The following is a 20,197-nucleotide window of genomic DNA, read 5'->3' on the forward strand; positions in this document are numbered from 1 at the left end:
GGGCGACTCTTTGATTCTGTTTAAAATAATCCGCAACTCCGCGATAATCCGCTGATAATTTTCACCAGCGATAATGGCTCGGATAAGGATGTAAACACTGCCGGATTGCTTCGCGGGTACAAAACCAATTTGTACGAAGGTGGGGTCCGCGAACCGTTTATTAGCTGGTGGCCGGGTAAAATGTCGAAAAAGAAAGTGGGTACAAAAAACACCAAAACGGTAATGGCCGCAATTGATCTCCCGTTGGCATTTATGGAAATTTCCGGGGCTACTCCGGATGAAAACGTAGATTACGATGGAGAGATGATGCTGGATGCCATTACCGGGAAAAAACAACAAAAAAGATCAAAACCGATATTTTGGATTCGTCCTCCCGATCGATAGTCCAGGTTATGATGGAAACAATGCTCCTGATTTGGCCATTCGTAAAGGAGATTATAAATTGCTTATGGATTTCGATGGATCGAATATTCAGCTTTACAATTTGAAAAAAGATATGGGAGAAACCAGAATTTTAAGGATATACAACCTAAAAAAGTAGAAGAATTGAAAAAAGAGCTGGAAAATTGATTTGAAACTTATCTATTGGACATAAAACTTGATAAATTTGGAAACTAATTAAACCAATAACGTGATTGCTATGAGATTTGAAAAGTGTTTGATTTTAATGCTGATGCTGGCGGTTGTTATTACATCGTGCAGTAGTTATAAAAAACAAAATGTAACAAATTCAGGGAAACCCAACATTGTTATAATTTACCTCGATGATTTGGGCTATGGCGATGTTAGTGCCTATGGAGCAACTGAAATTCAAACGCCAAATATTGATCGTTTGGCCAACAACGGAGTAATGTTTACCGATGGGCACGCGTCTTCGGCAACATGCACTCCAAGCCGTTATGCCTTGCTCACCGGAGTTTATCCGTGGCGAAATAAGGATGCAAAGATTTTGCCTGGAACAGCACCGCTGATTATTGATACCGCGCAGGTAACAATTCCAAAAATGTTGAAAAAACAAGGTTACCATACCGGTATTGTTGGCAAGTGGCATCTTGGTTTAGGAAGGGGCCAGGTAAACTGGAACGAGCACGTCTCTCCCGGCCCAACGAAATAGGTTTCGATTATTCCTACATCATGGCGGCCACACAAGACCGTGTTCCAACAGTTTATCTTAAAAACGGTTTGGTTGAAGGGCTTGATCCGAATGATCCGATCGAGATCAGTTATCAAAAGAACTTTGAAGGAGAACCAACCGGAAAAGATAATCCGGAGTTATTGACTATGAAATGGCATCACGGGCATAACAATTCTATTGTGAATGGTATTCCGCGAATCGGTTTTATGAAAGGTGGAGAGAAAGCAAAATGGAGTGATGTGGATATGGCCGATCATTTTTTAGAAAAAGCACAAGACTATGTGAAGAAACATAAAAGCGTGTCATTCTTTCTATACTACGCTTTGCAACAGCCGCATGTACCACGTACACCAAATTCAAGGTTTGTGGGGGAAACCGATCTTGGGCCGCGTGGAGATGTAATTGTAGAAGCCGACTGGTGTATTGGTGAGTTTCTGAAAACGTTGGAAGATGAGGGAATTCTGGAAAATACATTGATTATTTTTTCGAGCGATAATGGCCCTGTTCTAAATGACGGCTATTATGATGATGCTGTTGAGCGAATTGGAAACCACGATCAGAATGGAGGCTTAAGAGGTGGGAAATACAGTTTGTTTGAAGCCGGAACACGTGTGCCGTTTATTACTTATTGGAAAGGTCAGATAGAGCCTCAAAAATCGGACGCATTAATCAGTCAATTGGATATTCTGGCATCACTTGCAGAGCTCACGGAAACAGAAGTGGAAACCAGAGATAGTAAGGAATTATTGGATGTGTTGATGGGAACGTCAGAAAAAGGCCGTGAAGAACTTGTTTTGGAGGCGTCAACACGTACTGCATTTCGTAAAGACAACTGGTTGATGATTCCACCGTATAAAGGACCAGCAGTTGCAGAACAGGTAAATATTGAGTTGGGAAATTCCAGTGAGTTTCAGCTTTATGATTTGAGTAGTGACATTAGCCAAAAGCAGAATCTTGCAGGTAGTAATCCTGATCAGCTTGTAAAAATGATTGAGCAATACAAAAATATCGTTGGAGATATGAATTCAGATGTGGAAGCATTGGAACTGAAATAATTTTTTTGCGATATGCGGTAAATGGAAGATTCGTTGTCTGAGACCTTCTGTTTTCTTGATATCAAGAGGCTGAATTGAACCGTCGGGCTCTTGATTTTAAAATACCTTAGGAACCTGTATTTAGTTTTATTTTATTATATTTTGTCGAACTGTATGGTATGACTTCTTTTTTTTGTTGTAATGTGCACTATTACAGCGTTTTAGAAGTTTTAAGTATGCCTTAAATAAAATTTATGATATTGTAAGATAAACGCATGAATAAAATAGAACAACTATTCCTAATTATCTTGTTGACGGCATTGAGCTTTCAACATGCTAATGCCCAATTTTCAATTGCTGACCATGATCGGGTCGTATCTATCGTTTATGATATTGAAAACTCGGCACTAGATTCCATTGCGGCGCATTTGTTAGCTCAGGACATTGAGGTGGTTACCGGTAAGCGGCCGGAAGTTTATAGCACGTTGGAAGGTGTAGGGGGAAATGTAATCGTAATCGGCGATATTTCTTCCAAATTGATTAGTAGTTTTATTGACACCTCCAGACTTTCCGGTCAGTGGGAGATGTACGGATGGGTTTTTAAAAACGCACCGGCAGAAGGCATTGACCAAGCCATGTTTGTAGTTGGAAGCGATGCACGGGGAGCCGCTTTTGGGGTCTTCGAATTATCGGAACAGATTGGCATATCTCCCTGGTATTGGTGGGCGGATGCGCCTATTGAGCAACAGGATGTTTTATTAATAAACAATAAGGATGTCTATTCCAATGCGCCAACTGTCAAATTTCGGGGTATTTTTATCAACGATGAAGGCTGGGGACTTGAGCCCTGGGCATCTAAAACATTTGAACCATCTGTCGGCAATTTGGGGCCTAAAACCTATGCCAAAATTTTTGAATTGTTACTCCGCCTAAAAGGTAATGCTATTTGGCCGGGGATGCATCCCAATACGCGTCCCTTCTTCACCGTGCCGGGCAACCTGGAGACCGCCGATAAATGGGAAATTGTAGTAGGTACATCGCATGCCGAGCCTATGCTTCGCAATAATGTGGGTGAATGGGATCAAAAAACAATGGGGCGTTTTAATTATCAATCTAACGCATCGTCGGTTTCCAATTACTGGGAGCAGCGCGTAAAGGAAAGCAAAGGAGTAAATGCGATTTACACTGTTGGGATGCGGGGCGTTCACGACAGCGGCATGGAAGGTTTCGGCTCCATGAATGAAAAAGTAAAAGGGCTTGAAAAAGTAATTTCCGATCAGCGGGAATTGCTAAGTAAACATATTAATGAAGACGCATCAGAAGTTCCACAATCGTTTACTGCTTATAAAGAGGTGCTTGAAGTTTATGAAAGCGGGTTAAAACTCCCGGAGGATATAACCATTATGTGGCCCGATGATAATTACGGTTACATCAAGCGTTTTTCAACCCAGGCTGAGCAGCAACGATCCGGAGGTGCCGGATTCTATTACCACTTGTCATACCTTGGGTCACCTCACCCGTATATTTGGCTTTCCCCCATGACTCCTGCATTGGTATGGCGGGAATTGACCCGTGCATCGCAGTATAATATGAATGAAATATGGATTGCTAATGTGGGAGGTTTGAAACGCCGCGAATGGCAAATGGAATTCTTTATGGATCTGGCCTGGGATATCAACTCCTGGGAGCCTGAGAATATCCAAGACTATTTCGAAACAGTAGCATCAAGAGACATCTCAGAAAAATACAGTAAGCAGATTTCAAACATGATGTGGGAATATTACCGTCTTGCAAACGAGCGGAAGCCGGAGTTTATGGGTTTTAATGAACCGCAATGGAACGGTTGGCCACCGATACGTGATCCCTTATATAGCTTGTGGAATTACAACGACGAAGTGGAGACAAGGATGCTTCGCTATCAGGAAATACGGTCAAGAGCTCAGCAAATAATGGCAAAGGTTCCTCAGGAGGCTCAGGATACCTATTTTCAGTTGGTTTATTATCCTATTGCAGGTGCTGCAGGCATGAACGAAAAATTGCTGTATGCATACAAAAGCAGGGAGTACGCCAAACAAGGCCGTGCGGTTGCAAACGCAATGAGTGATTCGGCTTTTGCAGCGTTCGAAGAGATCAAAAAGCTCACGCATTATTATAACAATGAACTTGCTAATGGCAAGTGGGAACATGTTGTGGATTATAGTCCAAGTTATAAAAAAGGCTCGCTGGTCTTTTGGGAGCCGATCACCAGGCGTTTAGAAACAGCCAACCAACAAGGATTTGGGGTGGCAATTGATGGCCAGGCAGAACCATTAGAGCCTATTCAGGGAATGCAGCCCAACATTTTTACTCGCGAATCAAAATTGGCGATGAATGCCGCTGAAGTGAAAATATCCGGTGAAATGGAAAGAGGAAAAGATGCCAGTGGTGCTTTTATAACCTGGCCGGAAGATGGATCCAATCGCCAAATTCAAGAGCCGTACTACGATGTAATTCCTTACGAAATAGAAAGTTCCACCAAGGCGGTGTTTGAATTTAATTTTGAAGATGCGCCAGGTGGTATTCATACGCTCAATTTATCGGTAGATCACCCAGACAGCGACAGCGACTCGTGGTGGGTAACACTTAACGACAAACCACCGTACAGTGCTGGTGATTCTGTTGGGCGAATTCAGCGGCTGAAGGCACACGATTTTGTTTTGAAACCCGGTTTAAATAAGCTAACGATTCATCCCCGCGAGGATGGTGGGAAATTGTATGGAATTGAGTTTATTCAGGAATCACAGCAATTTTCCCCTCAGTATACCGATAAAAATCGTCTGCCAACATTTAACCGCTACACACAACAACGCCATTTTATTGATGTTTACAGCAGGGGCCAGGAACCTGAACAGTGGACGGCCAAGACCAGTTCTCCTTGGATTGAGCTGAGTGAAAACGAAGGTGAATTGCACGGTGATCAGGATCGTATTTGGGTAAGCATCAACTATGATAAGGCGCCATCCGATGAGGATATTAATGGTTATGTTGAAATATCAAATGGAGAACAACGCTACCGGGTGGCTGTATCTGCCATCAATCAAAAATCAGATTTACAACCAGGTTTTTTTGTTGAAACGGATGGCGTAATTTCTATGAATGCGAATGAGTTCTGCGATATAAAGGAGGGCAATGTAGCCTCATTTAAACCATTAATAGGACTGGGACGTAGTGGTTCAGCCATGTTGCAGCAACCTACAAATGGATGGTACATTGAGGATTTATCTCAGGTACGCGAAAAAGCTCCAGCCCTCGAATATGACATTGTTGTTACTCAAGGGGGAAATGCTAAAGTTATCGTCGAGGCAGTTCCGGCATTCCCATTGCAACCATCGCAACAATTGAGATGTGCCGTATGTATTGGAGATGGAAAGCCTCAATGGATCAACTTCGAGATGAGCGGGCAAGATTGGAGCGACAATGTTTTGGAAAGTCGTATGATTGGAACCGGACAGCTAAATCTTGACCCCGGCCCCTACCGGCTGAAGTTGTGGGGGACAGATCCTTCTGTAAACGTTGACCGTATACTGATTGATTTTGGCGGATTGAAGCAATCGTACACCGGTCCAAAATCGACAAAGATGGTGGAGCGTTGAAGTTAATTAGCTAATTTCGAATCAAGGTTTAATTTCTATTTTTTATTCACCCGATTTTTACCTATAAAATATAAGCGATATAGAAAACAGATCCGATCCGTATTCAATTAAAAAATACGGATCGGATCTTTAGAATCACGTTCTGAACGCTTATTGTCTTGCCGCCTTCAAACCTTCAGTAGTCGTGTAATATTTTACAATCATATTTGGTACTTCCCATTCAGGTAGTTTCCCGTCAATCAGGTATTGCAGGTATTTTTCAGTAACCTGTCCAAAGTGTGCTTCGTGGCCAACTTTGTATTTGTCAGGAATATTCATTACCCATTTTTTGTCGCCAATTTTTTCCACCGAAATGCCGGGGTAGGTTTCTGCTAATCCTGTTACTGCATTATTCAGGCTACCGGCAAATTCCATAGGGTCAACCTCTGTAGCTTCAATATACAATTGTGGTTTATAACCTTCCTTTTCTCCCTGAACGATTTCAAGGTTACACTTTGTTCCGCGCATAATGGAGTAGTGTGTATCACCGGCGCCTTCAGGTGCTACAAAATTCCAGATTACCGATGCTTTGGCATGAATACCTTTTAGCCTGTAATTGATTTCTCCGTTTGAATAAACTTTTAAAATATCCCCGTCAACGTCTTTTTTCAGGTATTCCGGATATTCATCCAGGTAGGTTACTTTTTTAAACATTTCAGGGGTAAGGTCGGTGGTCCAGCGCCTTGCCGAAACAATTTCAACATCTTCTTTCGATAAAATCACTTCGGGGAAAGCTTCCCACTGGATCAAATCAACAAGGTGTGTGTTTACATCCACAATTCCTTCGCCCTGTTGTTTGGTATCGAAAAACCATGCGGGACGCTTTAACGGATTTCCCGAAACATATTTAAAAAAGTGGTGAACACTCTCTTTGGTAATAGCCGGTTTTTCTTCCGTTCCTAACTGAAGTGTTCCAAAAACTTCGGGCAGTTGCGATAACTCGCGCTGGATGAGTGTTGTGATTTCATGACGTTCGGTCATAATATCATATAATAGCACGCCTTTTTCTTCTGCCACCCGGAAAGCTTTTTCCAGTTTCGGAAACTCTTCCGGAGTGATAACCATTGGTTTATCAGCCAGCACATTTATCCCCGCGTCAATTGTTTTAAAAATGTAATCGGTTTTTTTAGCGTTGTTTCCGGCAGTAACCATTACATTCCCGGGTTTTTCCGCTATCATCTTTTCAAAGAAATCAGCGCCTTTATACACTTTCTCTTCCCACGAAGTTGGATTTTCTTCCCGCGTGTTAAATCCTTCAATTCGTTTCAGGTGATCCACCACATCTTCGCCATCGGGCGCATAAACATTAACTACAGAATCAACCTGGTCGTACATCGATTTTTGCACCAGCGCGGCATGAAAGTGACCCGGATCAAGAGTCATAATTTTCACCTCGTCTTTTGCTCCGGTAAACCTGTTTTTTTCTTTTTCGGTTTCAGTAGATTTTTGGCTTCCACCCGAACACGCTGAAAACAGAATTACGAGTGCCACAGCAGCTGTTGATAGATGTTTCATGAATTATTTTTTAGTTATTAGATTTCCGTTAGCGTACACGCAAAATTATACTTTTAATTCTGTTTAGAAAGGGAATTAGAGAAAAGATAACTTTAAAGAAAGTTCTGCCCAAAGCTAAATTTGCCACTAAACTTCTCGTAAAGCCACAAAGTTCTAAAATATCCAATGACCAGAGATTTCTGTCAATCTACCTTCAATCTTTTCTCCTACGGTTCGATGTAATATTTTACATTACAGTCGTAATCAGTGTAACGAATGTTCAGTTTTTATTCTAAAATTTAGTATTGCTAACAAGTTTTTTTCCCATCAATATCTTTAAAGTCGACATCGTATTTTTTATTGTTGTTAAGCGTAATTGTAGCACCAAGTGGTGACAATGATGCCGTTATATCATTAATTTCTATGTTTTTAATTGGTGATAATTCTTCGGTTGTCCACTCGCTGTCGTCGGTTTTATGCAACAGGGCTGTAATCATCAGTTCCATAGGTGGGTTTTTCTGCAAACGTTTTTTGTACGCAAAAATTACGGAACTTTCATCGGCTTCAGCATTTCGGTTCTTATGCGTCATCGAGTCCAACTTGTCCCAGCCACTGTAGCTAATAAGTGCCACCTGGCGACCTTTTATTTTAGCTGTAATAATTTGGTTTCCATTCAATTCAAATGTCTTTATCTCGGCTTTCTCACCTGAAATATGAGGTAGACCAAAATGTCCTAAGGTCAGTTCGTACTCAAAGGCCAAACGCGACCTGTCAATGCGAATAACACCTCCTGGAATGGTAATATCGGCGAGATCGATGATATAACCAACGCCATTATTGGGCGGGCGGCGCATAATAGCCTGGCGATATAAAATATTGTTTTCAACACCATTAAACAGCATGTTTTGCGAGGTGGTATACTGCTGGTTTTCTTCTGAACTATTGTTAACCGTTAATCCGGTTAAATAAAAGTTTACGTCATCTCCCCGCACATCTCTGGGGTCCTGGCTGCGGAAACTGTATTCCATTGAAGTACCTCCCTTAGGATTTTGATCCTCCCATGGGAAATGCGTATTGTACGTAAGTTTAGAATAGTTGGGGTCGTCGTAATAGACTTTACCCGGAATAATTTCTGATGTGCCGGTTTTACCATGGTTTACCAGCACCAATCCCGGATGTTTCAGTACTACTTTATTTGATTTTTCGCCCAGTGTTTCCCACATTCCTTCGTTTTCGGTTGCTGTCCAAAACGGCGAATCTTCGGGCAGAGCCAGGCAAATAAATGGTAGGAACATTAGAAACGGACTACCAGAACAGCTGTAGTTTTGAACCATGTATTCTTTTTGTCCGTAAAAGCCCAAACTTGGCACATCGTTGCAGAAGAATTCTTCGCGGCTAACAAATTGTAACAACGAACCGGTGCAGAGTCTTCTGGCCCATCCCGGATCGAGTTCGGTTTGCTCTTTTAGCATAAAGGCGACAGGAAAAGCGCCTGAAACCCAGGTACGATAACAAATACTTCTTGACCACATATTTATGTAACCATCGCGACCAAAGAAACTGGTAATACATTTCATGAGTTTTTTGGCTGATTCCTCAATTATTGCCCCGATTTCGGGGTAAAACTCATCGCCAAAAGCCCTGTTCCAAATGGTTGTATACACAATAAACAAGCTAATGGAGTAGTAGTTATAGGTTTGTTCCAGGTACCAACCGTCGCCGGAGTGATATGAAGCTACCCAAAGTAAGTGGCTTTTTAGCAGTTCGTCGTCAATTGGGTAACCTTGTTTTTTTAAGAAAGAGAGCGTGACGATATTAAAAATTCGCCAGTTGTTTTGTGTGGTTCTGTGATGCGCCCATTTTGTAATACATTCGAGCATATCGTTTTTTTCCGACTCGCTGTATAACGGCCAAATGGTATCTGGTAAAAGCAAAAGGGTTTTAAACAGACCCCCAAACTCGCAGGTAAACTGATAATTTGAATCGGGTAAATCCTCGGGAAGTGGCAAAGAGTTTGAGTTTCCGGGAGTAAAAGTGCGGTAAATATGCAGTTTGTAATAATCGCGCAGTTTTATATTATTGATTTCTACTTCAGGATCGTTGTGAATCAGTGGTCCGGCTATTGTAAAAGTCCTTTCCAGCGCTTCAAATTCGGCCGAGCGATAGCGCCAATCCGGCGCATTGGGTTGAGGATAAGTTTTTCCGGGAATTATAGGAAAAGTTAGCGGTGTTTCTATCGAATCGACATGTTTGAAAGCACGGGTAAGCATATATTTGGCTAACTCGATGTAATGCTCTCTGGTCATTCCTGTGTGCGGACTTTGCGTGAAATTGGGATTTTCTACTTTAAAGGCGTTAGTCATAACAGATTTTGTTTAGTTGTAAATAGGTTTCAATACTCTTATTGTTTGCTTAAAAATAAATCAATTTAGTTACAGTAGTTAAATCTTATACCACTATTGGTGAAAAGATAATCATTCTATAAAACTGACAAACGTTCAACAGCCTGGCAGAGCGTGCATTATATAGGCTAACATGGATTTACATTTTGAGGAAAAACAAGAATATAGAAGTTCTTCTTTTAGCAAAACTTGCTTAGGCGGCAAGTATATTTATTAGGGTAATTGGTTTATGGTATATATATGAAAAGGTACCTTTTAGGTACCATGCTGGTTAAGAACAGCGCTGCCCAATAAGGTTGGACAGCGCTTTGTTCTAACCAAACTAATTAACTATAAAAAAATCTAATAACCATCGTTTTGTCTCATTTCGTTGGTAACACGAGTTAATTGATTTGCAGGAATAGGACGTAGCAAATGATATGATTGAACATAGTTATTGCTCTGGCCTTCCGGATTGTACATGGTATAGCGTTCAATTAACTTACCAGTACGTTTCAGGTCGAACCAACGTTTCTGTTCTCCGCTAAATTCTCTTGAACGTTCGTCAAGGATGAAGTCGATTGTCGCATCTGCTGCAGTAATCATCATTTCGCTTTCTTTTCCCGGATAAGCTGCTCTTTCGCGTACTGCATTAATATAAGGTACTGCCTCGCTTGCTTTGGTCTCGTTAATCAAAGCTTCGGCTAAAAGCAGGTAAGTTTCCGATAAACAATAAACGATCAGGTCGCGCGATCCTTCGGCATAGTTAACCGATGGACGTTTGTTGTCTTCCTGTTTGTAAGGAGTAGGGAAGATGTTGATACTATTGTTATCCGTGCCATCGGTGGTGTACCAAGACCACTCTTTACCTTTAGCATCAGGATGCCAGCTATACAAGTTTGAACCTGATTTAACGCCTGGTAATCTTGCTTCAATTGCATCTACCTGTGCCTGAGTAAGGTTTTCGCCTGTAAGATATATTGCGGTATCGCCTACGGCAGCACCTGCCGGTAACGCATCGCCGGTAGTATTGTAGTACCAAACTTTTTGGAATCCTTCGTTAAAACGTGAGTCAACATCGTAACTGCCATTAACCCGGAAATTGTTTAACAACCATCCTGTTGGGCGGTAGCGAATCCATGGACGACCATAACCGTGCCCAAGTGCACGAACTAAGCCCGATGCATATACTTCATACCAAGGGCGAAAGTGTAAATGTGAACGGTTTCCCAGAGGTGTTAAGATCGGATCTTCGTCATACTGAACCGACCATAAAATCTCAGGATGTTGTTCATTGTCGTGATCGTAACGCGCCAGTGGATCTGCATCAAGTGCTAAACCATAATCGTCGATAACCGACTTTAATAATGGAACAGCAGTACCACTGTTGCCATTTGTTATATGAACCAGACCAAGCATGTGTTTGGCTGCAGCTTGTGTTGCCCGGCCAAAATTAGATTGAGTAACAGGCAAATGAGTTACGGCAAATTCAAGGTCAGCAATAATTGCATCGTAAACTTGCGCTGCCGGAGTTCTAACCGCTTCCAGTTCTACACCCTGTGTTTCTTCTAAGGTTAAAGGCACATCGCCATAACTTTGAACAAGAATAAAATAATAGTGAGCTCTAAGAAAACGCGCTTCTGCTATTTTTGGATTCTTTTCATCATCTGTGAGCTCTTCCGAAGCTGTTGCTCTGTCAACCACGGCGTTGCAGGTATTAATGGCCTGGTAAAAATTAGTCCACACATGCCACATTATTCCATTTTCTGCGTTCAAACCGGCACCATATCTGTCTATATCCCAGTCGCCTCCATGGCCACCATGTGTATACTCATCAGTTCCGAACACCGAGAATTTATTACCTTCTTCTTGTGCATAGTACGTTCTTAAGAACGAATAAGAGGCGTTTACACCTGCATCTAAACCGTCAATAGTATTTAGGTATTCAGATGTAACTCCTGATACAATTTCCTCGTCCAGCGTGTCGCACGAAATAAATGCGACCGTCAGCGAGAAGAATAATATTAGATATTTTATTTTTTTCATTTTCCGATAATTTAAAAGTTCCTAAAAATCAACATTAACACCTACTGAAAACATTTTAATATCAGGTGTATCTGCACCTATTTCCCCATCATACGATTCCGGGTCGATACCGTTTTTCGATAATTTTGAGAATACGAAAGGCGTATCAGCATTGATATAAACTTTCATAGATTTTACACCAACTATTGATAAAGTACCTTCCGGAAGGTTGTAGCCCAATTGGATATTCTTAACTTTTAAGAAATCTCCTTTTTGGTACCCTCTTGTTGATCCAAAACGTGGGCCTTCTCTTGTTCCGTCAGCTTTTGGATGCTCATTAGTTGGATTGTTTTCTGTCCAATAATCAACAGCCAGGTTGTTGTAACGACCTTGTAATGTTGAGTTATTAACTTCAAACTGGTTGTAGATAGTTTGACCGAAAGTACCAAATAACAGGAATGAAAGCTCAAAATCTTTGTATTGCATTCTTGATCCCAGTCCCATTGTTAAAGTAGGAATATTCGATCCTAAAATCTGACGGTCATCCTGGTTTATTATATCGTCACTATTTACATCTCGCACTTTTATTTCACCCGGAGTAGCCTGGTAAACTGCAGCTGCGTCTTCTTCTCCCAATTGCCAGATACCAAGTTTATCGTAGTCGTACCAAACGGTTAATGATTCGCCAATAAACCATTGATTACCCACGTCGTCTCTTTTGTCTCCGTATAAATCAATAATCTTTTCTTTGTTGCCAAAAAGATTCAGGTCGGCTGTCCAGGTGAAATCAGAATTGTCAACCAGTCGCGCATTCAAAGAGAACTCCCAACCGGTATTTTGAGTTTCACCAACGTTGGTCAATATGTTATCAAAACCAGAAGTGATTGGTAACTTTCTTTCTAACAACAGATCAGTTGTATTTGTCTGGTATACCTCGAAACTACCCGCTATTGATTGCCCAATTCCAAAGTCGACACCGATATTGGCAGTAGCCGATGATTCCCATTGTAGGTCAGGATTGGCAATTTCTCCAGGGCGGTAACCAAAACCTGATCCGCCTGCAAAAGAATAAGTTGTGCGAGACAACCCCCACGAGTTTGGTATGGATCGATACCTGTATTACCGGTTACTCCGTAACTGGCACGTAATCTCAAATCAGAGAATAAATTTTGATTCTCCATAAAACTTTCGTTACTAATTTTCCACAAGGCAGCGGCTGATGGGAAGAATCCCCATTTATTACCCTCTGCCAAACGTGAAGAACCATCGTAGCGACCGGTAAGTGTAATTAAATACTTGTCTTTTAGGCTGTAGTTAATACGTCCCATAAAAGACATAATGCCCCATTCGCTAAGGTACGAATCATACTCTCTTACAGTCTCAGCAGTTCCAAGATTATGGAATAACTGGTGTTCGTAAGGTAAGTCTTCTACATCAAGACGAGTTTCTTCCCAGTTCGATTCCTGAACACTAAATAATCCGGTAGCTTTAATGCTATGGTCTTCGTTAATGTCTTTTACATAGGTAAGGATGTTTTCGAAAGTTGTAACAAGCTCATTCACATGAATTTTTCTAGCACGTGGTGAGCTGTACTGACGAGCTGAAGATAAACTTCCTTCAAATAAACCATCCCTGTTCTTTTGATAGTCAACACCATAATTCATACGGTAGTTAAGGTTGGTGGTAATGTCAATTTCTCCAAAAATATTAGCAAAAACCCTAAAGTCATCTGCTTCATTAATCACTGCATTATCAGCATAATCAGCTAATGGATTCCAGCGTAATGGGTCGGAAGCAGGTTGGTAAATAATATTACCTTCTTCATCGTATGGTTCGGCAAGCGGAGAGGCAGCCAGAGCGCTTCCGTATCCATTTGTACCTACGTTTTGTAACTTGTCGGAGATTTGAGTAGATGTTCCCACCTTTACTCTGCTTGAGATTTTATGGTCAAGGTTTAACCGGAATGTCTTACGGGTGAAATCCTGCGTTTCGATAATACCTTGTTCGTTGTAGTAGTTAACCGACATGGCGAATGCAGTTTTTGCATTTCCACCTCTAACACCAACCTGGTGACTTTGCTTATAACCGTTAGAAATAACCAGGTCTGCCCAATCAGTAGAAACACCTCTTTCAAAGGCATTCTGGTCGGCATCAGTTATTGAATACCCACCATCAACTTTTAATTGGTAAAACTCAGGTCCGGTCATCATGGTTGGTTCTCCAAGCGGACTGGTAACTCCATAGTATCCATTATAAGATACCGTTGTTGGCATATTACCACCTCGTGTTGTTGTAACAAGAATAACACCGTTTGCACCACGAGAACCATAAATGGCTGTGGCAGATGCATCTTTTAATACCTCCATCGATTTGATATCTTTTGGGTTGATATCATTGATGTTTCCACTGTAAGGAATACCGTCAACAACAAATAACGGATTGTTATCAGCTGTTAATGAACGACGTCCCCTAACGCGGATTGTAACACCATCGCCAGGACGTGATCCTGATTGTAGTGCAACTACCCCGGCAGCACGTCCCTGTAGGGCATTTCCTGCACTGGTAACTGGCATTTCCTGAATGTCATCAGTAGTTACAGACGAAATTGCCCCTGTAATACTTCCTCTTTGTTCAGTACCATAACCAATTGCAATTACTTCATCAAGACCAATTGCATCTGGTTGAAGAGTTACGTTAATTGTAGTTTGATCTGAGATTTCAATCTCCTGAGTAATCATTCCGATATAAGAAAATATCAGAGTACTTTGCTCCGGGACTCCACTAACTGTATAATCACCATCAACACTGGTTACTGTACCAATTGTTGTCCCTTGAACAAAAACAGATACCCCTGGAAGAGGCTCGCCCGATTCGTCTGTTACCTTACCGGTAACAGTTTTTTGTGCCATAGCGCTACTTGCCGTAACGATTAACACAGCAAAAAATAAAAGAAGTTTTTGCATAAACATTTAGTTTTAGTTTAATTAATTTTAGAAATAAAAGTAGTTTCTCTTTTAAGAATTAATTGAGGATGGTGTATTTTAACTTAGGTATTAAATACACTACATCGTGATCAGGGAGATCGATAGTTCGTTTCTTTTTTCATAATTAAGTAGTTTAGTTAATGACTTAACTCATTTCAAGAATGAATATAATTTGTTAATATTTAATTGCAATCGATTGCATGACAGACTGCAATCGATTGCATTAAGACAAATTTAGGTTAAAATCTATTAGGACGCTAGTAGGAAATTTGCGAATACTGATGCTGAATTTGCAAAATGGCTGTTTCTCTGATCTTCTCCTATTATTCTTAATTGTTTATTAATAAATACGTAATGAGTGTGTTTTTATTTGTTTCATTTTCAGAATTCCAACCATTTGCTATAGTGTAGTTTGCTTACAATTCAATGGGTGAATCATCGCACTCTATATCCCCAATAGCATATTGAATACCATCCAGATAAAATTTTAACAAATTTTCTTTCTCGAAGCTCTGTGCATTATGCGAAGGCGAAACATAGAATACGCGCCCTTTTCCATGTTTTTTTATCCAGGCCACGTAACGAATATTCTCCTCAATTGGTTGTCTCTTCCCTTCAAGTTTGTCGGTGTCCATGTAAAGTAGTGGTCTGAAGTTTTTCTTTTCGTATGCCTTATTAAATAGGTAGGGCTCATCGATATGAACAAAACTTTTACCGTTAAAAGCTTTCGTTAAAGGATGATCGGGGTCGCAAAGTTCCAGGGATATTTCTTGTTGTCTTGGGTGATAATCAAAACTGCCACCTATCATTTCGCTAAAAGGCATTGAATTATTTTGCATTACAATAGCACCGTGAGTAACGATTAAACCTCCTCCGTTTTTTACGTATTCAATCAGGTTGTTTTCCAACTCTTTTGCTTTTTTCTTTTTTTGTTCTTCGCTTAAACTTTTGTCTTCATCAAGCAGGTCGAGAATAAGATCGCGGCGAGGACCAATAGAACAGTTGTTATTGAGAACGACTGCATCGTATTTCGCTAAGTTCGCAGCTTCCAAACAAAAAACATCCTGGGTTATTTCGGATTCATATGCTCCCGATTTTTCACCTAACACACGTATTACCTGCGAAGTGTGTGGAGTAACCCAGTGATTAAACCCCGTGAACTTATCAAAAACAAGTATTTTTCGCGATTTGGAAGGAGTCGCTTCGGGAGCGTCAGGTGCAAGTGTTTCTATTTTTTGTATCCAATCTTCCGTAACATCAAATGGTTCGTGTTGTGCGGAAGAAATAATCGTTGTTGCAAAAAATAATGCAATTAGAAGTGATAACCTGTTCATGTTGTATTTTTTAAGTATAACTGTGCTGTCTTATTTATTTTTTAAACCCCGGACAATTGCCCGGGGTTTTGTATATCATCCGGATAAGGATAATGCTTATTCGCTTGTAATATAATTACTACGATCTTTTAATATAATCTGTTCCGTAAGGATAACGCTGTGGACGACTCAGCATAGAATTGGCCAGATCGTTGTTTATAAAACGTTCGGTTACCGGATCCCATTCCAGAATTCCCGGAATTTTCATAGCAATGTGGCTAACCAAACATACCGAACATGCCCGGTGACCAATTTCTGCAGGTGAGATTGGATCTTTTCTTGATTTTATACAATCCAACCAGTTTCCGTGTTGTTCTTCGCTTACATAAAGTTTTATTTCGTCGTCGCCAATTTTCGAACGTAAAATAGCCTCGTCACTTGCATCCAGTGCTTTTGTCGACCCTTCAGGAATTGGATCGGAAGCTGTTGCACGGTATGCTCCGCGGGTTACAAAAATCCATCCGTCTTCTCCTTCGTAGCGAATTCCGTTAGGGAAGCCACCGCTGGTATAAACAGTAATTCCATTTGCATATTCCTGTTTTACCATAAAATCGCCATGTACGTTCCAGTCGCCCGATTTTGGAAATTGCGCTACAGCTTCAACCGAAATTGGTCCGGTATATTCGGTATCCATTCCCCAGGCTGCACTGTCGTAGTGATGCTGCCCCCATCCGGTTATCATTCCTGCTCCGTAATTCTCATGGCGCAACCATCCCGGACGTCCATATCCTTTATGCGGATGCACAAGCTTTTCTTTGTATTCTACTTCAGGAGTAGATCCCAACCACATATCAAAATTCAGGTTGGCCGGAACCGGACCTGTTTCAAATATCGGTCCTGAGGGATCGCCGGGTAATCCAATTTTTACGGTATGTATTTTTCCAATTCGACCATTACGAACCAGTTCTGCCGCCCTGCGGAATTGTGATGACGAACGTTGCTGGGTGCCCATTTGTAAAATAGTACCCTGACGGTTAATAATATCGCTTAATAAGCGTCCTTCGGCAACGGTAAGCGAAGTTGGTTTTTGCAGGTAAATATCTTTCCCGGCTAAAGCAGCTTCAATTGCCGGCTGAGAGTGCCAGTGATCCGGTGTACTAATAATTACCGCATCAATATCAGTATTGGAAAGCATGTCTTTATAGTCGTCATACATTTTTACGTCAACCGGATTTGAACTACCAGTTTTATTCTTGTAAAAATCTTCAACAAGTTTTTTACCGTCTTGCATACGATTGCTGTCTACATCCGATACGGCAATTAATCTAGCAACATCGTGTTGCATCGTTCCGGGCATATCGTGTCCACGTGCAATACGTCCGCATCCAATTTGGCCGATATTAATTTTATTACTTGGTGCGCTCGCTCCAAATACCGACGAGGGGACAATTGTTGGAATTACCATAGCTCCGGCAGTTGTGGCGGCTGCATTTCTTAAAAAATTTCTTCTTTTCATATTTAAGTTTTATTAGTTATATATTGATGTAGTTATTTCAATTCGGCTTTTGGAACGCTTGCAAAACTATTCCAGTATTTTTCAGCAGTTTCTGCATCAAGCTTTCCATCAAAGATAATCATACGATATTTTAATGTATAGGTTTTCTTTGGATCAAGTTTCCAGTCATCATGTCGTATCGGAACGAACTCAAAATACATATCACCACGTCCGCCATTTGAATCAATAGGCCAAACGCGCATTGGTTCGGGATGCATTCGGTTTGACGGGTGGCTCATAAAAAGTATTCCTGAGCGCCCTTCTTCAACATCCGATTCGCCTTCCACCAGGCACCAGCGTGCATACGAGCCGTCAGCATCAATTCGTGTTTTTCCATCTGAAGTAAGTACGGTGCAATTGTCTTTGTGCCAGGTTTCTGTTGCACGGAAACCAATTCCACCACCATAGCGGTAGGCATCAAGCAAAATTCCGTTTTCCAGCGGACTGTTTAGCGAAGTGGTGTAATCTACCATCCAAATATCTTCGCCAATATTCCAGGCGCGCACATCCAGCATTTCATTCATCGCAATCTGGTCTTCACCGCGAGCGCCATAATCAATGTGCTGTTGCAACGATTCAAATCCACTAAATACGGCACCTTCAGCTTCCGAAAGAAATCCTGCAAACTTAACGGTTCCTTGTCCGGCTTTCAGGTTCCAGAAATCTACGGCCCTGTCGCCGATGTGGGTTTTGGTCCATGGCCCCAAATACCGTAATGATGGTAGTGGTCGGGTGCCTGAATGCGTGTCAGAACTTTTCCTCCGGGTGAGGTTAATGGATGAATATAGCCCGAACGTTTATAAAGCGGATCAACACCTTTTGGTGGCAATGTAACAGCATGTCTGTACTTTAGAATCGTTTTGTCGCCCACCTGAAAACATAAATCCTCGCTATCTTTTTTAAGCGAAACAGCTGCGTTTTCTGTTGCCGTTTTTTCTTCTGTTTTCAATATAAAATCGCGTACTGTTCCTTTTGGGGTTTCATCATTTAATAAGAACCAAAGGCGAGCCGAATGTCCTGTTTCAAGCTGGCAGGGGAGAGCCGTTTCTTTATCGTTTATAATTTCATATAATGCAAGGGTACCGTTATCGGTGTTGTAATTAACTCTGTTTAATGGAACTGATACCGGGGTGTTTATACGATCTTCAGTAAATTCAACACTAAATTTCAGGATTTGTTGGGCAAACAGTGTTTGAGTTATAAGAATGAGTGCACTTAATACTACTATTTTCATTGTAATTCGTTTTATTGGTAAATGTAGAATGGATAAATTCATTTTAGATTATGCTTCTTTCATATTTAATTTGTTTAGCTGTTGTTTTTATGATGTGGTTACCCAAAGCAAATCTTAATTGTAGTGTTGGCAACAAGCAGTTTTGACGGGGTGAATAATTGAGTAGTGTTAAGGTTTCTTGTCTGAAGCGTATACACTGGCGGTTGGAAGTTATACCTCTTAGTGCTATGTGCAGATTTTCTGCATAGACAGAGAGTAAGCTAATGTTGCGTCGTTTATCAGTCATAAGTTAGCTGCTGAATAGTAGCTTCAAATTTACAGATATAGACAATTCAAACATAGTACATATTTTGCAAGTGTTTGTATTTGTTTAGCAATTTTGTATTTTTGATATTATCCTAATAAGCGGACTATGAAATTAATGCACGAGCAAATTGATTTTCCCGGAAAATCAGTTGTTATAGCTAGAATGCAAGAAAAACAGTGTTTTACCTATCCCTGGCATTTTCATTCGGAGTACGAAATTATTTATGTTTTAGATGGTTATGGGACACGTTTTGTGGCTGATAGCATTGAAGAATTTGATTCGGACGATTTTGTTTTAATGGCCAGCAATCTGCCACATTTCTGGAAAACTGATGCTTCATACCATGAAAAGAAAAATCATAAAAAATTAAGTATATCGTATTGCAGTTTCCTAATGAGTTTTTCAAAGAGGCAATTTTGGATTATCCTGAGTTTTACCGGATAAAAGAACTGTTGAAAAGGTCGGTCAAGGGAATTTGCTTTTCTAAAGAATTTGCTAAAAAAGCGAGGAAAAAGGTAGTAAAAATTGCGCGTTCGAATGGTTTTGAACGCCTGTCGCTTACGCTAAAGTTGTTGGATTTCATGGCACGATCAACGGAGTATCGATTACTGGCCGGTCAGTATTATCAACTGGACAGGCACAATTTTAACAGCGACCGCTTAACCAAAGTTATGCACTTCCTGAATACGAATTACTTAAAGAAAGTTGAATTAAAAGATGTAGCAGCCGTTGCCAATATGCATCCCTCTGCATTTTGTCGGTATTTTAAAGAGCACTCAGGGAAATCACTTTCTGAATTTATTAACGAAATACGCATTGGGTATGCTTGTCGCTTACTTTTGGAAGGAAAAATGACTGTATCGCAAATCTGTTTTGAGTGTGGATTTAATAACCTATCAAATTTTAATCGGACATTTAAAAAGAATACGGGGTATACACCGACTTCTTATTTTGAAGAATTTCAACGAAAATAGATGGCTATAGAGAACTTTTGGGTTTAGCCGGAAGTGCTCGTTGTAAAAGTTAAGGCCATTCCAACAAAATGCAGAAATGGCCTTAGTTGT

The 20,197-nt window shown here is 40.8% G+C and carries 14 protein-coding genes and 1 pseudogene; 6 read left to right on the forward strand and 9 right to left on the reverse strand.

Annotation, left to right across the window (positions count from 1 at the left end):
• Positions 1-45 precede the first annotated feature (45 nt).
• The 4 genes and pseudogenes from G0Q07_RS06690 to G0Q07_RS06700 form a co-directional block, all read left to right on the forward strand.
• Positions 46-384: pseudogene (locus G0Q07_RS06690) on the forward strand (sulfatase-like hydrolase/transferase); the annotation flags it as partial.
• A 256-nt stretch (positions 385-640) separates the two neighbouring features.
• Positions 641-1,114, forward strand: a complete 474-nt coding sequence (locus G0Q07_RS20240; RefSeq protein WP_203532686.1) for a sulfatase-like hydrolase/transferase — start codon at positions 641-643, stop codon at positions 1,112-1,114.
• 20 nt (positions 1,115-1,134) lie between these two features.
• Entirely contained in the window at positions 1,135-2,190 is a 1,056-nt protein-coding gene (locus tag G0Q07_RS06695; RefSeq protein ID WP_203532687.1) for a sulfatase-like hydrolase/transferase, read from the forward strand.
• Positions 2,191-2,444: 254 nt separating this feature from the next.
• The gene (locus tag G0Q07_RS06700; protein WP_163345354.1) at positions 2,445-5,801 is read left to right on the forward strand and encodes a glycosyl hydrolase 115 family protein; all 3,357 of its coding nucleotides are present in this window, start codon (positions 2,445-2,447) and stop codon (positions 5,799-5,801) included.
• Between the two features lie 150 nt (positions 5,802-5,951).
• Here the strand turns inward: G0Q07_RS06700 and G0Q07_RS06705 are convergent, their stop codons facing one another.
• The 9 genes from G0Q07_RS06705 to G0Q07_RS06745 all read right to left on the reverse strand — a co-directional run bounded on the left by G0Q07_RS06705 (position 5,952) and on the right by G0Q07_RS06745 (position 18,826).
• Complete coding sequence (locus tag G0Q07_RS06705) at positions 5,952-7,355, reverse strand: putative oxidoreductase C-terminal domain-containing protein (protein ID WP_163345355.1); 1,404 nt, start codon at positions 7,353-7,355, stop codon at positions 5,952-5,954.
• 287 nt (positions 7,356-7,642) lie between these two features.
• Entirely contained in the window at positions 7,643-9,697 is a 2,055-nt protein-coding gene (locus G0Q07_RS06710; protein WP_163345356.1) for a DUF2264 domain-containing protein, read from the reverse strand.
• A gap of 381 nt (positions 9,698-10,078) precedes the next feature.
• Positions 10,079-11,761 carry a RagB/SusD family nutrient uptake outer membrane protein gene (locus G0Q07_RS06715; RefSeq protein ID WP_163345357.1) on the reverse strand — a complete coding sequence of 561 codons (1,683 nt, stop codon included), beginning with the start codon at positions 11,759-11,761 and terminating at the stop codon, positions 10,079-10,081.
• A gap of 21 nt (positions 11,762-11,782) precedes the next feature.
• Positions 11,783-12,766: a TonB-dependent receptor domain-containing protein gene (locus G0Q07_RS20670; protein ID WP_246223028.1), complete on the reverse strand. Its 984-nt coding sequence runs from the start codon at positions 12,764-12,766 to the stop codon at positions 11,783-11,785.
• Positions 12,688-14,703 carry a SusC/RagA family TonB-linked outer membrane protein gene (locus tag G0Q07_RS06725; RefSeq protein WP_163345359.1) on the reverse strand — a complete coding sequence of 672 codons (2,016 nt, stop codon included), beginning with the start codon at positions 14,701-14,703 and terminating at the stop codon, positions 12,688-12,690. The genes G0Q07_RS20670 and G0Q07_RS06725 overlap by 79 nt, the downstream gene beginning before the upstream one ends.
• A 437-nt stretch (positions 14,704-15,140) precedes the next feature.
• Entirely contained in the window at positions 15,141-16,058 is a 918-nt protein-coding gene (locus G0Q07_RS06730; RefSeq protein WP_163345360.1) for a ThuA domain-containing protein, read from the reverse strand.
• Positions 16,059-16,176: 118 nt separating this feature from the next.
• On the reverse strand, positions 16,177-17,553 hold the full coding sequence (locus G0Q07_RS06735) for a Gfo/Idh/MocA family protein (protein WP_163345361.1): 1,377 nt from the start codon (positions 17,551-17,553) through the stop codon (positions 16,177-16,179).
• 32 nt (positions 17,554-17,585) lie between these two features.
• Complete coding sequence (locus G0Q07_RS06740; RefSeq protein ID WP_163345362.1) at positions 17,586-18,299, reverse strand: DUF6807 family protein; 714 nt, start codon at positions 18,297-18,299, stop codon at positions 17,586-17,588.
• The gene (locus tag G0Q07_RS06745) at positions 18,257-18,826 is read right to left on the reverse strand and encodes a DUF6807 family protein (RefSeq protein WP_163345363.1); all 570 of its coding nucleotides are present in this window, start codon (positions 18,824-18,826) and stop codon (positions 18,257-18,259) included. Before G0Q07_RS06745 ends, G0Q07_RS06740 begins: the two co-directional genes overlap by 43 nt.
• A 412-nt stretch (positions 18,827-19,238) precedes the next feature.
• On the opposite strand from G0Q07_RS06745, the gene G0Q07_RS06750 reads away from it, so the two are divergent.
• Together G0Q07_RS06750 and G0Q07_RS06755 are read left to right on the forward strand one after the other, a co-directional pair.
• On the forward strand, positions 19,239-19,577 hold the full coding sequence (locus G0Q07_RS06750) for an AraC family ligand binding domain-containing protein (protein ID WP_163345364.1): 339 nt from the start codon (positions 19,239-19,241) through the stop codon (positions 19,575-19,577).
• Between the two features lie 137 nt (positions 19,578-19,714).
• Positions 19,715-20,107 (forward strand): helix-turn-helix domain-containing protein, encoded by a 393-nt coding sequence (locus G0Q07_RS06755; protein WP_163345365.1) that lies wholly within the window; start codon positions 19,715-19,717, stop codon positions 20,105-20,107.
• Positions 20,108-20,197: the final 90 nt, after the last annotated feature.

Source organism: Draconibacterium halophilum (assembly GCF_010448835.1).
In the GTDB taxonomy this organism is placed as follows: domain Bacteria; phylum Bacteroidota; class Bacteroidia; order Bacteroidales; family Prolixibacteraceae; genus Draconibacterium; species Draconibacterium halophilum.

Excerpts from the sequence above, each read along its gene's own strand:
- G0Q07_RS20240 (WP_203532686.1), top strand. The coding sequence starts at position 641 with ATGAGATTTGAAAAGTGTTTGATTTTAATGCTGATGCTGGCGGTTGTT.
- G0Q07_RS06695 (WP_203532687.1), top strand. The coding sequence starts at position 1,135 with ATGGCGGCCACACAAGACCGTGTTCCAACAGTTTATCTTAAAAACGGT.
- G0Q07_RS06700 (WP_163345354.1), top strand. The coding sequence starts at position 2,445 with ATGAATAAAATAGAACAACTATTCCTAATTATCTTGTTGACGGCATTG.
- G0Q07_RS06705 (WP_163345355.1), bottom strand. The coding sequence starts at position 7,355 with ATGAAACATCTATCAACAGCTGCTGTGGCACTCGTAATTCTGTTTTCA.
- G0Q07_RS06710 (WP_163345356.1), bottom strand. The coding sequence starts at position 9,697 with ATGACTAACGCCTTTAAAGTAGAAAATCCCAATTTCACGCAAAGTCCG.
- G0Q07_RS06715 (WP_163345357.1), bottom strand. The coding sequence starts at position 11,761 with ATGAAAAAAATAAAATATCTAATATTATTCTTCTCGCTGACGGTCGCA.
- G0Q07_RS06725 (WP_163345359.1), bottom strand. The coding sequence starts at position 14,703 with ATGCAAAAACTTCTTTTATTTTTTGCTGTGTTAATCGTTACGGCAAGT.
- G0Q07_RS06730 (WP_163345360.1), bottom strand. The coding sequence starts at position 16,058 with ATGAACAGGTTATCACTTCTAATTGCATTATTTTTTGCAACAACGATT.
- G0Q07_RS06735 (WP_163345361.1), bottom strand. The coding sequence starts at position 17,553 with ATGAAAAGAAGAAATTTTTTAAGAAATGCAGCCGCCACAACTGCCGGA.
- G0Q07_RS06745 (WP_163345363.1), bottom strand. The coding sequence starts at position 18,826 with ATGAAAATAGTAGTATTAAGTGCACTCATTCTTATAACTCAAACACTG.
- G0Q07_RS06750 (WP_163345364.1), top strand. The coding sequence starts at position 19,239 with ATGAAATTAATGCACGAGCAAATTGATTTTCCCGGAAAATCAGTTGTT.
- G0Q07_RS06755 (WP_163345365.1), top strand. The coding sequence starts at position 19,715 with ATGGCACGATCAACGGAGTATCGATTACTGGCCGGTCAGTATTATCAA.